At 71.3% G+C, this 14,738-nt stretch carries 11 protein-coding genes, 1 tRNA gene and 1 pseudogene; 2 read left to right on the plus strand and 11 right to left on the minus strand.

All coding sequences use genetic code 11. The features are described 5' to 3' along the window. Nucleotides 1–222 precede the first annotated feature (222 nt). From AC07EG_RS04975 to AC07EG_RS04995, 5 genes and pseudogenes are all read right to left on the minus strand, one after another. Nucleotides 223–972: pseudogene (locus AC07EG_RS04975) on the minus strand (alpha/beta hydrolase); the annotation flags it as partial. A 36-nt stretch (nucleotides 973–1,008) separates the two neighbouring features. Then, entirely contained in the window at nucleotides 1,009–1,458 is a 450-nt protein-coding gene (locus AC07EG_RS04980) for an uL11 family ribosomal protein (protein WP_478251687.1), read from the minus strand. A 35-nt stretch (nucleotides 1,459–1,493) separates the two neighbouring features. Further along, the gene (locus AC07EG_RS04985; RefSeq protein ID WP_478251688.1) at nucleotides 1,494–2,018 is read right to left on the minus strand and encodes a gamma carbonic anhydrase family protein; all 525 of its coding nucleotides are present in this window, start codon (nucleotides 2,016–2,018) and stop codon (nucleotides 1,494–1,496) included. A gap of 19 nt (nucleotides 2,019–2,037) precedes the next feature. Further along, nucleotides 2,038–3,303 (minus strand): M14 family metallopeptidase, encoded by a 1,266-nt coding sequence (locus AC07EG_RS04990; protein ID WP_478251689.1) that lies wholly within the window; start codon nucleotides 3,301–3,303, stop codon nucleotides 2,038–2,040. Nucleotides 3,304–3,589: 286 nt separating this feature from the next. Beyond that, nucleotides 3,590–3,666 (minus strand) — tRNA-Thr (locus tag AC07EG_RS04995). 102 nt (nucleotides 3,667–3,768) lie between these two features. Here AC07EG_RS04995 and AC07EG_RS05000 point away from each other — a divergent pair. Further along, complete coding sequence (locus AC07EG_RS05000) at nucleotides 3,769–5,412, plus strand: hypothetical protein (RefSeq protein ID WP_478251690.1); 1,644 nt, start codon at nucleotides 3,769–3,771, stop codon at nucleotides 5,410–5,412. Here the strand turns inward: AC07EG_RS05000 and AC07EG_RS05005 are convergent. From AC07EG_RS05005 to topA, 4 genes are all read right to left on the minus strand, one after another. Then, entirely contained in the window at nucleotides 5,409–6,602 is a 1,194-nt protein-coding gene (locus AC07EG_RS05005; protein ID WP_478251691.1) for a DNA polymerase III subunit delta', read from the minus strand. The genes AC07EG_RS05000 and AC07EG_RS05005 overlap by 4 nt on opposite strands. Beyond that, nucleotides 6,599–8,680 (minus strand): bifunctional MFS transporter/dTMP kinase, encoded by a 2,082-nt coding sequence (locus tag AC07EG_RS05010; RefSeq protein WP_478251692.1) that lies wholly within the window; start codon nucleotides 8,678–8,680, stop codon nucleotides 6,599–6,601. Before AC07EG_RS05010 ends, AC07EG_RS05005 begins: the two co-directional genes overlap by 4 nt. A gap of 73 nt (nucleotides 8,681–8,753) precedes the next feature. Beyond that, nucleotides 8,754–9,323 (minus strand): hypothetical protein, encoded by a 570-nt coding sequence (locus AC07EG_RS05015; RefSeq protein WP_478251693.1) that lies wholly within the window; start codon nucleotides 9,321–9,323, stop codon nucleotides 8,754–8,756. Nucleotides 9,324–9,422: 99 nt separating this feature from the next. Next, entirely contained in the window at nucleotides 9,423–12,290 is a 2,868-nt protein-coding gene (gene topA, locus AC07EG_RS05020) for a type I DNA topoisomerase (protein WP_478251694.1), read from the minus strand. Nucleotides 12,291–12,536: 246 nt separating this feature from the next. Here topA and AC07EG_RS05025 point away from each other — a divergent pair, with 246 nt between their 5' ends. After that, nucleotides 12,537–13,370 (plus strand): S1 family peptidase, encoded by an 834-nt coding sequence (locus AC07EG_RS05025; protein WP_478251695.1) that lies wholly within the window; start codon nucleotides 12,537–12,539, stop codon nucleotides 13,368–13,370. Here AC07EG_RS05025 and AC07EG_RS05030 read toward each other — a convergent pair. Continuing rightward, nucleotides 13,360–13,974 (minus strand): hypothetical protein, encoded by a 615-nt coding sequence (locus AC07EG_RS05030; protein ID WP_478251696.1) that lies wholly within the window; start codon nucleotides 13,972–13,974, stop codon nucleotides 13,360–13,362. The genes AC07EG_RS05025 and AC07EG_RS05030 overlap by 11 nt on opposite strands. 122 nt (nucleotides 13,975–14,096) lie before the next feature. Next, nucleotides 14,097–14,729 carry a hypothetical protein gene (locus AC07EG_RS05035; RefSeq protein WP_478251697.1) on the minus strand — a complete coding sequence of 211 codons (633 nt, stop codon included), beginning with the start codon at nucleotides 14,727–14,729 and terminating at the stop codon, nucleotides 14,097–14,099. Between the last annotated feature and the right edge of the window lie 9 nt (nucleotides 14,730–14,738).

Raw genomic sequence — 14,738 nt, forward strand, 5'->3', positions numbered from 1 at the left:
GGGACCGCTGAATAGGGACACGGCCACCCTTCGGACAGGTCTCGCCGCAGGCGTGGGTGCCGGCCATCGACGCCTGACCGGCGACCACCCGCGACGGACGAAAGACGCGTGCATGAGCAGCAGTTTCGGCCGCTGCTGGTGGTCGTCGATCAGCCGGCGGCGATCGGCGCGCTGCCGGTCGCCGTCGCACGAGCCTGCGGCCTTGGCGGCCAGCGCCCGCCAGCGCTGCCCGGTTCCCGGGCCCGCCCAGTCGAAGAACCGTTCCGCGTAGCGCTCGAAATCGCGGGCGACCGCCTCGAGTTCCCGCGGCCAATCGCGGGCACCGTGGTTGCCGGTCCCGTCGATGTAGCTGGTGCGCACCCGCTCGGGGAACTGCCGGGCGTAGGACTGCGCGATGACACCGCCGTACGAGGTGCCGATGAAGTTCATCCGCGGCTCGCCCAGCGCCCGGCGGATCCGTTCGGCGTCACGGGCGTCGCTCGCGGAGTCCAGGTGGTCGAACAGCTCCGGATCACTGGCCCGGCACCGCTCGGCCCGCTCCCGGTTGGCGGCGGCGAGCCGATCGAACTCCGCCTGGCCGGCCGGGAACGGCGGGGTGCGCACCTTGCCCCAGTCGCAGGCCAGCACCGGGCGGCTGAGGCCGGGATAGCCCCGCGGGCCCCAGGTGACCACGTCCATCGACCGGCGGATGGTGTCGAAGATCTGCGACCGCGACCGCAGGATGGCGATCTGGTCACCCTGCGGCCCGCCGAAGTTGACCAGCACGGTGCCCCGCTTCGGGCCGGTGGCGGGCAGCCGCGCCACCTTCAGCGTGATGGTGCGGCCACCGGGCTCGGCCAGCGGAACCCCGAGGTCGGTGCACTGGATCGGCACCGAACCGGCGTCCGGGCAGGCTTGCCAGCCCGGGAGGGGTGCCGCGGCAACCGGGGCGGGCGAGGCCACGAGCGCGAACGAGAGCAGCAGCTTGAGCATCCCGGCACGCTAGGAGCCGGCCGGGCCGGGGCGCTGTCACCGATCGTCGCCGGTCGTGTTCACCAAAGGTTCGACCGCCACCCCCATCGAGCGGGCGGTGCCGGCGATCGTGCGCATGGCCGCGTCCAGGTCGGCCGTGTTCAGGTCCGGGAGCTTGCGTCGCGCGATCTCCCGGACCTCGGCCCGGCTCAGCAGGCCGGCGGTCTCGTGCCCCGGTCGCGCGGAACCCTTGCCGCCAAGGGCCTTCCGGATCAGGAAGGCCGTCGGCGGGGTTTTCAGGGTCAGTTCGAACGAGCGGTCGTCGAACACCGAGACCACCACCGGCACGACGTCGCCGCGCTGGGTGGCCGTTGCCGCGTCGTAGGCGCGTTTGACCTCGACCAGGTTGACGCCGGTCTGCCCGAGCATCTTGCCGAGGTCGACCACCGGCGCCTCCCCGGCCGGGAGCTGCAGGGTGGTGCGGAACTGGAGTTTCTTCGGTGCCATGTGGCGGCACGCTAAGCACTCCAGTCACTGGAGGGTCAACCCCCGACGGGCTCGATGCCGTCCGCGTGCCGCCGCGCCAGCTGCTGGTAGATCGCGGCGTTGTGCTCGATCCAGCCGCGTGCGGAGTCCGACAGCGGCACGAACTTCTTCGCCGGGCTGCCCATCGCGATCACCTCGGGCGGCACCACGGTGTTCGGCGTGACCGTGGACCCGGCGGCGATCAGCGCGCGCTCGCCGATCTGCGACTGGTCCAGGATCGTCGCGCCGTTGCCGATCAGCGCCTGCTCGCCGACCGTGCAGTCGTGCACCAGGCACATGTGCCCGACGGTGACGTTCCGGCCGATCTCGCACACCCCGTCGTTGACGTGCACGACGGAGTTGTCCTGGATGTTGGCGCCCTCGCGGATGATGATCTTCCCGAAGTCGGCGCGGATGACCGCGCCGTACCAGATCGAGACCCCCTTCTCCACGGTCACCGCGCCGATCAGCGTGGCGGTGGGGGCGATCCAGGCGTCGGGGTGCACGGTGGGGCTCACGCCCTCGAAGGAGAACAGCGGCATGAGCCCCACCCTATGCGCCTCAGACAGCGGCGTTGATCAGGATGTCAACGGCCTTGTCGTTGCGCGCGGTCTGCGCCGGGATCACCTCGTCGGGCGGGTAGAAACCCGGGTTGGAGCCCCGGGGGTACATCTCGAAGGTGTAGCTGAGGATCTTGTGGTCGTACCACATCCAGTCGTTCACCGAGCCGTCGGTGATGTAGAGGTCGCTCGACTGCTGCGGCGTGTAGTTGTTCGTCGCGGCCATCTGCTGGCCGATGGTCTTGAACTTCTGCGCCTCGGCCGCGGTCATGCCCGGCGCGGTGTCGGCGTAGGTGTAGCCGTACGGCCACAGCACCAGCTCCGAATAGGTGTGGAAGTCGATGTGCGCCTTGATCTGCTGCACGCCACCGACCCGGCGGGAGGCGACCCAGTTCGACACGGCCCGGCTCTCCGGTGCGGAGAAGGCGGACGGGCCGCGGTAGGTCTCACTGGTCGGGCTGCCCGACGAACCACCGCAGCAGCCCCACTTGAAGGCCCAGTTGCGGTTGAGGTCGGTGCCCTGGCCCTGGCGGTTCTTGCGCCACATCTTGTAGCTGCCGCCGGAGATGTCGTACTCGGAGCCGTCCGGGTTCACCGTCGGGATGACCCAGATCTCCTTGCTGTCCACCATGTTCTTGATGTTGGTGTCGGTGGTGTAGCCGTCGGTGAACCGCTTGACGATGCGCAGGCACATCTCCGTGGTCAGGTGCTCGCGCGCGTGCTGGTTGCAGGTGAACAGCACCTCGGGCTCGGCCTCGTCGGCAGCCGCGTTGTCGCTGATCTTGATCACCGGCAGGTTGCGGCCCTGGTAGGAGGTGCCGACGCTGCCCAGCTTCACCAGGCTGGCGTGGTCGGTGACGGTCTGCTGCAGCTCGGCGACCACCTCGGCGTAGGTGTGGTAACCCTCGTCGCCCGCCGGGAAGTCGGCGGCCGCGGTGGTCACGTCGGCGGCGCGGCTGGTCCGGTACTGCTCGAACCCCGGCCGCTTCTCCACCTTGAAGCCGAGCGAACGCAGGTGCTTCGCGTCGGCCCCGGTGCCGATGATGGTGGTGGTCTCGCCGGCGGTGACCACGTCCACGCCGGTGGCCGAGACCTTCGTCCGCAGCTCTGGGGAGTTCGTGCCGAGTACCTCGTAGAAGTCCGCCTGCGTCGCCGCTTCGGCCGCGGCGGTGTCCGGCGCCGCGCCCACCGAGGGGCTGGCCGCGACCGCCGCCGCGATCAGGGCGGCGGCCGACAGGGCGGCGGCCACACTTCTTCTCTTGCGCATCTGCTCTCCTCGTCGTCAAGCCCGGAACACGGCCTGTCGACCCACCCTGCTCACCAAGCGGGACCGGCACAATCCGTAGCGCTACGGATTCAATCCCCGTACCTACCCGTAGCCCCACCCGGGTAGCCGGTTATTAACCAAGTCCAGGAACCTGCGGAAGATGCTTGACGCAGCCCACGCCGTGCCAGCTGACGGTGCCCTCGATCGGGTGAACCTCGAACCCGGACGAGGGCGGCACAAAAGCGACCAGGGCCTCTCCGGATACCGGAAAGACCCTGGTCAGCGGTGGAGCCGCCTAGGGGAATCGAACCCCTGACCTATTCATTACGAGTGAATCGCTCTGGCCGACTGAGCTAAGGCGGCAGGACCGGTTCCCAGTGTAACGGTAACCTCCGGCGTCACTTCACCACCCCGCCGTCGTTGACCACGGCACCAGCGCCTGCCCAGCTCAGGAGGAACTCGCCGATGCGGTCGAGTCTGCCCCGGACGCTCGCCCTGCCGTTGACGGCAGCGGTGCTCGCCCTGTCCACCGTGCCCGCCGTGGCCCAGCCGACCATCCCCACCACGCCGATCCCCCAGCCGAACGACCCGGGGCAGGCGCCGATCACGCAGCCGCCGAACCCCCAGCCGCTGGGGCACGCGGTGGGTGACGCCGGCACCGGGCTCGGGGTGCTCCGGTTGCTGCCGAACGCCGTGCCGACCAGCGCGATCATGCCCGGGGTCAGCGATCAGCTGCCCAAGCAGGCAGCGCTGGAAGCCGGGATGGGCCTGGCCAGCGCGCAGGCGAACTCCGAGGCGTACCTGTCCTACGAACGGTCCGTCGCGCAGTCGTCACCGCTCGGCCTCTCGATCGCGGGCAACTCGCCGCAGGCACCCGGTTCGCTGGTGCAGACCGCGCTCCCGGACAACGCCGAACCCCGCACCGGCGGGCTCAACGCGCCGAAGAACCCGCTGCTCAACGTCGGCCTGCTCAACGGCAGCGCGCACGCCCGCTGGAGCGCCACCGAGGGCCCGTGCGTGGGCACCATCGCCGACGCGTCCACCGAGGTCGCCAGCCTGTCCGTGCTGAACGCGATCCCGTCGCTGCCGAACATCGGCCTGCCCAGCCTGCAACTGCCCCAGAACGCCAAGCTGGCGCCGGGCTTCGAGCCGGGCAAGGGCCTGCAGGCGCTCGGCGGGCTGCTCTCCGGCGGCGGGCAGACCAGCGCCGACGGCACCAACGCGCTGCTCAGCCTGCCGAACACGCTGTCCGCGCGGTCGACCGTGCGGCTGGTGGACATCCCCGGCTCGAAGAACAAGGCCGTCGAGTCCACCTCCACGCTGCAGGCGGCGAACATCAACCTGCTCAAGGGCACCCCGCTGGAGCTGACCATCAAGGTGGTCAGCCAGCCGACGCTGCGGGTGACCTCCACCGGCAAGGCCGAGACCTCGAAGGTGGAGTACACCGCGCCGGTGCTCACCGTGGAACGCCAAGGCAAGGTGCTCTACACCCTCGACGCGGCCAACCCGACCAAGGACATCCCGGTCGGGCTGCCGCTGGAGGGGCTGACCCAGCAGGTCGGCCCGGTGGAGAGCGTGCCGGTGGTCGGCGGGCTGGTGTCCACCCTGACCAAGGGCGTGCAGCAGGTCGGCGACACCGCGGGCAAGGTGCTCGACCTCGGCGTGCTGCGGCTGGGCATCGCGCAGCTCGACGACAAGAAGCTCGACATGACCGTCCCGTTCAAGGGCTTCCAGCTCGGCGCCGCGGCCCGCCTGCTCGACCTGCAGGTGCTGCCGACCAAGGCGCTGAAGGACTCGCTCGGCGCGGCCGGGGCCTCGCTGCCGTCGTCGCTGGCGCAGCTGACCCTCGGCGAGCAGGTGGCCAGGGCCTACGCCCCGGAGAACGGCGTCGAGTGCGGGAGCACCTCCACCACGCCGCCGCCCGCCGGCGGGGAGGCACCGGGGGTGCCGAAGAAGCTGGCGCAGACCAGCGCCGCGTACGCCACCGTGCCGCTGTTCTGGACCGGCACCGCGTTGCTGCTGATCGGCGTGGTGCTGGTGGCCGCCCTGCCGCGACGCCGGAAGCCCGCCCCGGTCGCGGTCAAGCCGTCACCGCGGCCGAGGAACTAGCCCTGGCGCAGGGTGGTGACCATGGCCTCGATGGCGATCCTCGGCTTCACGTTCCATTCGATCGCCTCGCGGCACTGGAGCACCGCCTCCAGCCGCCGCAGCGTGGATTCCGGTGACCACTGGCGCGCTGCGGCGGTGATGTCGGCGGCGCGGTCGGGGTGGGTCAGCGAAGCCCCGGACCGGCTCAGCGTGACCAGCACGTCCCGGTAGAACCCGGCGAGGTCGATCAACGCCAGGTCGAGCGTGTTGCGCTGGGTCCGGGTCGCGCGTGACTTCTGCTTCTTCTCCAGCGCCTTCACCGCGGCCTCGGCGGCCCGCTTGGCCCCGGCGACGCCCTTGCCGGTGGCGTCGCCGCCCATCGCGGTGCGCAGTTCGGCCTTCTCCGACTCGTCGCGGACCTTGCTCTCCTCGGACGCGTCCGCCTCGGCGACCTTGATCAGGCCGTCGGCGCAGGTGAACACGTCCGACGGGTGCCGGAGGCCGAGCGGGATGCGCAGCACCGACTCACGCCGTTCGCGGGCGTTCTCGTCGGTGGCCAGCCGCCGGGCCCGGCCCACGTGCCCACCGCACACCGAAGCCGCCCACTCCGCGCGCTCCGGCGGCACCCCGTCCCGGTCGATCAGCACCTGGGCGATCGCCGCCGCCGGCGGCGTGCGGAGGTTGATCAGCCGACACCGCGACCGGATGGTCACCGAGACGTCCTCGGGGTGGTCCGACGGCGCGCACAACAGGAACACCGTGCGCTCCGGCGGTTCCTCGACCGCCTTGAGCAGGGCGTTCGCCGCGCCCTCGGTGAGCCGGTCGGCGTCCTCGATGATCACCACCTGCCAGCGCCCGGAGGTCGGGCGGCGGGCCGCGGCCTGCACCAGCGCGCGCATCTCGGCCACCGAGATCGACAACCCCTCCGGCACGACCAGCCGCACGTCCGCGTGCGTGCCGGACAACGCCGTGCGGCAGCCGGGGCACTCACCGCAGCCGACCCCGGTGATGCACTGCAACGCGGCGGCGAAGGTGCGTGCCGTCACCGAGCGGCCCGAACCCGGCGGGCCGGTGAGCAACCAGGCGTGCGTCATCGCGCCCGCGGCAGCGGTCTCCCCGTCGACCAGCTTCGCCGCGGCCGCCGCGGCCGCGGAGAGCACCTCGACCGCGGGCTCCTGGCCCACCAGCTGCGACCAGACGCCGGAAGTCACGCCGTGCTCTCCTCCTGCTTCGGCTCGGGCGCCAGCCCGGCGTACGGTCCCACCAGCACCGCCCGCACGGCCGTCCGCACCCGCTCGCTGACCTCTTCCTCACTGCCTTCGGCGTCGACCACCACGTACTGCTCCGGATTGGCCGAGGCCAGTTCCGTGAGCACGTGCTGCACGCGCCACTGCTGGTCCGCCTGCTTCTGCGCGGGCTGCGCCACCACGTCGGGTGCGGCGTCCAGCAGCACCGTGACGTCCGGCCGCAGCTGCCCGGTCGCCCAGTCGGCCAGCCCCTCGAACTCCTCCGCGTCCAGCCCGGCCACCGCGGACAGGTGGGCCAGCGGCGAGTCGACGAACCGCTCCATCACCACCACCGAACCGGCGTCCAGCGCGGGCTGCACGTCCCGCTCCACGATGTCCGCGCGGACCGCCGCCGCGGCCAGCGCCTGCGCCCGCGCACCGGACAGCGACGCCCCGGACAGCAGCGCCTCCAGCCGCTGCTCGTCCAGCGCCGGATCGGCCGCGAGCACCACCGTGCGCGGACCGTGGCCGAGCCACTCGGCCAGCTTGGCGGCCTGGCTGGCGGTGTCCGTGGCGGTGGTGCCCTCCACCGCGATCAGCAGCCCGTTCACCCGCCGCGGGCGGCGGCGCAAAGCGTTGCGCAGGTCGGACAGGATCGGCTCGCTCCGGCGCGAGTCCATCTGGCGGTAGGCGACCACCCCGACCAGAGCGGCCAGCAAGCCGCCGCCGAGCATCACCGGGCGCGTGCCGTCGACGATGATCGTCCCGCCCCAGACGCTGACCTGGCGCGGCTGCACCAGGCCGACCAGCAGCGGCACCAGCGCGATCGAACCGCCGAGCACCACCTTGAGCATGGACTGGTAGATCGCGTTGATCCGGCCGCGGATGGCGTCGTCGATCTGCGAGCCGATGATCGTCACACCGGTCAGGAAGGCGGCACCGGCGCAGGCGCCGACGATCGCCACCACGATCATCGACACGGCCAGGTGCGGCGACAACGCGACCAGGATCAGCGCCAGCCCGGCGAGCACGATGGCGATGCCGAACAGCCGGTCGTGCGGCAGCCGCCGGGCCAGCTTCGGCGCGCCGACCATGCCGGCGATCAGGCCGAGGAACACCGAGATGAGCAGCAGGCCCCAGGCGCTCTCCCCGCCGAGCAGGCTCAGCGCGTAGGTCTGGGCCGAGCCGACCACGGCACCACCGGCGGCGAACGCGCCCATCATGCCGATCAGCAGGCCGCGCACCAGCGGGGTGGTGCGGATGTACCCGCCGGCTTCCTTGATCATCTGGAAGAAGCCGGGTTGCTCGTCGGCGTCCTTGTTCAGCTCGCTGCGCCGGGGCGCGGCGTGCACGTTGCGCAGCGACAGCTCGGGGATGCGGGTGGCGATGCTCAGGCTGCTCACCAGGTAGAGCAGCGCGGCGATGATGATGCCGAGCTTGATCACGCCGTTCGCGCCGAGCAGGTCGTCCGGCAGGTGGAAGGTGGTGCGCACACCGGTGATCACGGTGAACAACCCGGCGCCGAAGAGCACCGACACGCCGTAGGTCATCACCAGGCCGAGCTGGTTGGCCGTCTCCACCTGCTCCGGACGGCGCAGCAGGTTCGGCACCGCCGCGTCCTTCGACGGGATCCACATGCTCGCCGCGCAGTTCAGCAGGAAGATCGCGGCGTAGATCCACCACAGGGTGTCCACCAGCACGATGGACAGCAGCAGCCCGGCGCGGAAGAGGTCGGCCACCACCATCACCCGGCGGCGGTCGAACCGGTCCGCGAGCAGCCCGCCCAGCGGCGCGAACAGCAGACCGGGGATCAGGCTGGTGAAGATGACGCTGCTGAAGGCGAAGTTCTTCGCGACGTACCCGCTGGCCATGTTGCTGGCCAGCGCGGACACCGCGAGCAGCTGCAGCCAGTCGGCCGTGCTGCAGAACCCGGTGACGCCCCACAGCCTGCGGAAGGGCTTGATCGCGAGCACCCGGCGCGCGCGATAGATCGTCGACGAGTTCGCCGACGGCTTCGCGTCCGCCCCCGCGGTCACGCCCGTGCCCTCACTGGTTCGCCCCACCCTCGTCAAACGAATACCCCGGCCTCGCGGGCCAGGGTATCCCGGGACGGCTGAGAGCGGCCCAGCCAGGGGGTTACGTGAAGATCCCGGTTATCCCGCTGACGAGGCTGGAAACCAGCTGGATCGCGATCACCACGAACAGGATCAGCAGCACCACGGCGATCGCCACACCCGCCGAACCGCTGGAAGCGGGCACGCGGGGCCGCGGGACCTTGGGCGCCTTCTGCGCGGCGGACTGCCTGGCCCCGCGCAGGCGCTGGCGGATCAGCGCCTGCGGCCGCGCCGGCCAGGTCCGCTGCCGCGGGATCACGCCCATCGGCGCCTGCGGGGCGGCGGCGACGGGTGGGGGCGGTGGCGCCTCCTGCGATGCCGCGGGCGGCGGCTCCCCCGGCGCCGCGGCCTGGTTCTCCGGTGAGGTCCGCGGGCCGAACAGGTCCGGCTCGTTGGCCATCGCCGCGGCGACCATCTCCCGCACCGCGTCGGCGTCCGGCTGGATCGGCTGGGCGATCTCCATCCGTTCGACGTCGTCGCGAGCGGACCCGCCTTCGGCCGAGCCGGCCAGCCCGGTCATCGGGTCGGCGAACGCCGAAGGCGGTGCCGGGGCGTGGGTCCCGTCGCCGTCGTACAGCTTTTCGTCGGCCACCGCGCACTCCTCGTGATTTCCTGACGAGCGGTCACCCTCCAGGGTATCCACGAACGAGCAGGGCGAATCCGCTCAATGGACGACGTTCCCCGGTTACTCTCAGCTCTTGGACTTGGCCGTGGACTTCGCCTTGGTCGCGGTGCTCTTGGCCGGTGCCTTGCGCTTGGCCGGCGCCTTCTTCTTCGGCGCCGGGCCCTTCGCCCGCTTCTCGGCGAGCAGTTCCGAGGCCCGCTCGGCGGTCAGCGACTCGATGCTGTCCGTCTTGCGCAGGGTCGCGTTGTACTCGCCATCGGTGACGTACGGGCCGAACCGGCCGTCCTTGACCACCATCGGCTTCTTCGACACCGGGTCCTCGCCCAGCTCCTTGAGCGGCGGCTTCGCCGCGGCCTGCCGTCCCCGGCGCTTCGGCTCCGAATAGATCTTCAGCGCCTCTTCGAGCGTGATGGAGAACAGCTGCTCCTCGGTCTCCAGCGACCGCGAGTCGGTGCCCTTCTTCAGGTAGGGCCCGTAGCGCCCGTTCTGCGCGGTGATCTCGTCCCCGGACTCCGGGTCCTTGCCGACCACCCGCGGCAGCGACAGCAGCTTGAGCGCGTCCTGCAGGGTCATCGTCTCGATCGACATCGACTTGAACAGCGAGCCGGTGCGCGGCTTCGGCTGCTTCGCCTTGGCGGCCTTCTTCTGCGCCGCCGTCGCGCCCTCGGGCAGCGGCTCCGGCTCGGGCAGCACCTCGGTCACGTACGGCCCGAAGCGCCCCTCCTTGGCCACGATCTCGTGCCCGCTGACCGGGTCGGTGCCCAGCGACCGGCCCTCCTGCGGGGTGGCGAACAGCTTCTCGGCGATCTGCGCGGTCAGCTCGTCCGGCGGCAGGTCCTCGGGCAGGTTCGCCCGCTGCGACTCGCCGTCGACCTCGCGCTCCAGGTACGGCCCGTACCGGCCGACGCGGACCACCACGGTCCGGCCCTCGTCGTCGCTGAACAGCGGGATCGAGTTGATCTCCCGCGCGTCGATGTCCTCGACGCTGCCCTCGACCAGCTTCTTCAGCCCGCCGAGGCGGCCGATCGAACCGTCCACGCCCATGTCGCCGCCGAAGTAGAACTTCGACAGCCACTGCGTGCGCTGCTCGTCACCGGCGGCGATGCGGTCGAGCTCGTCCTCCATGCCGGCGGTGAAGTCGTAGTCGACCAGCCGCTCGAAGTGCCGCTCCATCAGGCCGATCACCGCGAACGCCACCCACGAGGGCACCAGCGCGGAGCCCTTCTTCCAGACGTACCCGCGGTCCTGGATGGTCTTGATGATCGAGGCGTAGGTGGACGGGCGGCCGATGCCCAGTTCCTCCAGCTTGCTGACCAGGCTCGGCTCCGAGTAGCGCGCGGGCGGCGAGGTGGTGTGGCCGTCCGGGCTCAGCTCGGTCGCGGTCAGCGGCTGGTCCTTGACCAGCTGCGGCAGGCGGCTCTGCTTGTCGTCGGCCTCGCCACCGGTCTCGGTGTCGACGGCCTCGACGTAGGCCTTGAGGAAACCGGCGAAGGTGATCGTGCGGCCGGACGCGGAGAACACGCACTCCTCGCCGGAGGTCGCGTTGCCGGTGATCCGGACCGAGATCGTGGTGCCCTTGGCGTCGGCCATCTGCGAGGCGATGGTGCGCTGCCAGATCAGCTCGTACAGCCGGTACTCGTCGGCCTCCAGCTCGGCGGCGACCTGTCCCGGGGTGCGGAACACCTCACCGGCGGGCCGGATCGCCTCGTGGGCCTCCTGCGCGTTCTTCACCTTCCGCGTGTACTGCCGCGGCTTGTCTGCCACGTGGTCCCGGCCGTAGAGCTGCTCGGCCTGGCTGCGGGCGGCTTGGATCGCGGTGTCCGACAACGTGGTGGAGTCGGTGCGCATGTAGGTGATGTAGCCGTTCTCGTACAGCCGCTGGGCGGTGCGCATGGTGCGCTCCGAGGAGAACCGCAGCTTGCGCCCGGCCTCCTGCTGCAGCGTCGAGGTCATGAACGGCGCGTACGGCCGCCGGGTGTACGGCTTCTCCTCCACGCTGGAGACGGAGAACGCCTGGTCGTGCAGCGCCCGCGCGAGCTGGTTCGCCCCGGCCTCGTCGAGGATGCGCACGTCGGCGGAGTTCGCCTTCAGCTGCCCGTCCGGGCCGAAGTCACGCCCGGTGGCCAGGCGCGAGCCGTCCACCGAGAGCAGGCGGGCCGGGAAGGTCTGCGGCGAGGCGTCCGGGCCGGCGTCCATGGTCGCGGAGATGTCCCAGTACGACGCCGACTTGAAGCGCATCCGCTCGCGCTCGCGCTCGACCACGATCCGGGTGGCCACCGACTGCACGCGGCCGGCCGACAGCTTCGGCATGACCTTCTTCCACAGCACGGGTGAGACCTCGTAGCCGTAGAGCCGGTCCAGGATGCGGCGGGTCTCCTGGGCGTCGACCAGGTCGCCGTCCAGTTCGCGGGTGCTGTCCGCGGCGGCGCGGATGGCCTGCTCGGTGACCTCGTGGAAGACCATCCGGCGGACCGGCACCTTGGGCTTGAGGGTTTCCAGCAGGTGCCAGGCGATGGCCTCGCCCTCGCGGTCGGGGTCCGTGGCGAGGTAGAGCTCGTCGACGTCCTTGAGCAGGCCCTTCAACTCGGTCACCTTGGACTTCTTGTCCGGGGTGACCACGTAGAGCGCCTTGAAGTCGTTGTCCACGTCCACGCCGAGGCGGGCCCACGACTCGCCCTTGTACTGGGCGGGCACGTCGGCGGCACCGCGCGGGAGGTCACGGATGTGCCCGACCGAGGACTCCACGACGTAACCACCGCCGAGGTAGGGCGCGATCTTGCGGGCCTTGGTCGGGGACTCGACGATCACCAGGCGCCGCACGGCACCGTTGCTCCCGGCGCCGCGGCCCGTCGCCCGGCCGCCCGCGGAGCCACCGCTGCCCGCAGTCTTCTTCGTCCGTGTCGATCCAGCCACGCTGTTCCGCTCTCCACTCATCCCTCGTCGCCTGTCACCGCGACGCCTGTTCGACCCGCCAGTGTGCACGTCGCCGCCCGATCGTGTCCGCACAGGTGGCGCAACACGCCGGTAACCGCACGTCCACCGCATCGGCGGCCGGGCCGATGACGTTTCCCTTTCCAGACCTAACACACATCGTCCACCGGAATATCCATCGGCCCCTGCGTAATCGATCGCCTACCCTCTGCGTTGACGCCCCCGTCCACCCCGGAAGGACCGCCAACCATGATCCGACGCCTGCTGGGCGCCACCTTCACCACGACCGCGGCCTTGGCCCTGGTCAGCGCGCTGCCCGCGGCGGCGGCCCCGGCCGTCGACTTCGCCGGCGCGGTCGCGTTGTCGAACTGCTCGGGCTCGGTGGTGAAGACCGCCACCGCGGCCGCGAGCGATCCCGCCCTGGTCCTGACCAACGGCCACTGCCTGGAAGAAGGCATGCCGGGGGCCGGCGAGGTGCTCGTCGACCGGCCGTCCACGCGATCGTTCTCCCTGCTCTCGGCGGACGGCAGCAGCTCGGTCGGCGAACTGCGGGCCAACCGGCTCGAATACGCCACCATGACCGGCACCGACGTCGCGCTCTACCGGCTCGGCGTCAGTTACACCCAGATAGAGCAGTCCTACGGGATCTCCGCGCTGGAGCTGGCGGGCCGCACCAGCGCGGGCACCCCGATCAACGTGGTTTCCGGCTACTGGCAGAAGATCTACCGCTGTTCGGTCGACGGGTTCGTGCACCGGTTGAAGGAAGCGGACTGGACCTGGCAGGACTCCATCCGGTACACGCCCGAGTGCGACACGATCGGTGGCACTTCGGGCGCACCGATCGTGGACGCGGGCGGCAAGGTCGTCGGGGTGAACAACACCGGCAACGAGTCGGGCAAGCAGTGCACCATGAACAACCCGTGCGAGGTGGACGAGCAGGGCAACGTGACCGTGCGCCGGGGCACCAACTACGGGCAGCAGACGCACCAGATCCCGGCGTGCCTGGCCGAGGGCAGCCGGATCGACCTGGCCAGGCCGGGCTGCGAGCTGGCCAAGCCGTCGTTGTCGCTGCTCAGGCCATAGCGGACCGGGCGCAGGGCTCGGCCTCGGGCTCGCCGCCCGGCCACAGCGCTTCGGCGCCGGGCGGCGGTTCCCCGATCAGCTCGGTGAGCGTGTCCAGGCGGCGCCTGCCGGACACCCGCACCGCGGGCCCGCCCCCACGCGGGCCGACCACCGGCCCCGGCACCCCGGCCGCCGCCAGCGCGGCGGTCAGCGGCGCGTGCGTTCGCGGGGCCCCCGGGTCGAACGGGAAGAAGTACCCACGCGGCTCGTTGCGCCCGGCGGCGAGGGCCCACAGGCGCAACATGCCGCCGTCCAGCCGGAAACCGGGCGGGACCACCTTCTCGCCCTCGTCCAGCCAGGCGCCGGCCAGCGGCAGCAGGTCCACCTGGAAGGCCGTGCGGACCAGCGGGCTACCGCATTCGGCCGTGGTCAGCGTGACCCGGACGCCGCGCCAGGCCAGCTCGGCGGCCAGCAACCTGGCCCGCCACGACTGCTCGACGACCACCTGCAACCGCGCCGCCGTGCGGCCGAACGCCGTCGCCCGGCCGGGCGCGCAGAGCACCCCGGCGAGGTCGGACAGCCGGGGCCCTCTCGCTTCCACGGAGAAGAACGAGATCTGCCGCACGACGGCATCCTAGAACACTCGTTCGAAGTTGAATAGCCACACTCGGTCACGCCGCGGTCCGCTGCACCACCGCGGGGCCGGCTCAAAAGCGACCTCGCCGCCCTGCCGGAGGCAGGGCGGAATCACGCCGTTGGGGGCGGTGGGGTGGCCAGGCTGGGGGCGCTGCCGCCTTCGTCGGTGAGCGAGCTGCACGTGGGGGCCTGACGGCTCGCGTCCGCCAGGGCCGGGGTCGCGGAGAGGCCGCTGAGCAGGTCGGTGCTGGCGACCTGGTCGAGCGCGTCGCCCGCCTCGCTGATCGCCGCCCGGCCGTCCGCGGTGCCCGGTCCGGCGCTGTCCAGCTGCTGCTTGGCCTGCTGCACGCGCTCACGGATGCCGGTGTAGTTGTCGATCGCCGCTCGTTTGGCCTCGTCGGCACCCGGCGCGGGCGAAGCCGCCAGGCCGTTGAGGTTGAGCAGGGTCCGGTCCAGGCCACCGACCAGCGTGCCGAGCATGTCGCTGGTCGTGCTGGCGGCGGTCTGGGGGCTGGTCGGATCCACCCTCGGCATGTCCGCCACCGTCTCCAGCAGGCCGACCACCGCACCGCAGTACTGGTTGGCCCAGTTCACCGCCGCGTCACCCCCCGCCGCGGACCGCGGTTGCGCACCGGGTTCGACCCGCGCCCCCGTGCCGTTCCCGCCGGCGGGTTGCCCGCAGGCACCCAGCAGCACACCAACACCCACCACCACCGCGGCGAGAACACCCATCCGGGGCCGCAACGCCTACAC

The sequence above is a fragment of the Amycolatopsis sp. NPDC045836 genome (assembly GCF_056431745.1).

Coding starts and splice junctions, on each gene's coding strand:
- AC07EG_RS04985 (WP_478251688.1), bottom strand. CDS start 2,018: ATGCCGCTGTTCTCCTTCGAGGGCGTGAGCCCCACCGTGCACCCCGAC.
- AC07EG_RS05025 (WP_478251695.1), top strand. CDS start 12,537: ATGATCCGACGCCTGCTGGGCGCCACCTTCACCACGACCGCGGCCTTG.
- AC07EG_RS04990 (WP_478251689.1), bottom strand. CDS start 3,303: ATGCGCAAGAGAAGAAGTGTGGCCGCCGCCCTGTCGGCCGCCGCCCTG.
- AC07EG_RS05000 (WP_478251690.1), top strand. CDS start 3,769: ATGCGGTCGAGTCTGCCCCGGACGCTCGCCCTGCCGTTGACGGCAGCG.
- topA (WP_478251694.1), bottom strand. CDS start 12,290: ATGAGTGGAGAGCGGAACAGCGTGGCTGGATCGACACGGACGAAGAAG.
- AC07EG_RS04980 (WP_478251687.1), bottom strand. CDS start 1,458: ATGGCACCGAAGAAACTCCAGTTCCGCACCACCCTGCAGCTCCCGGCC.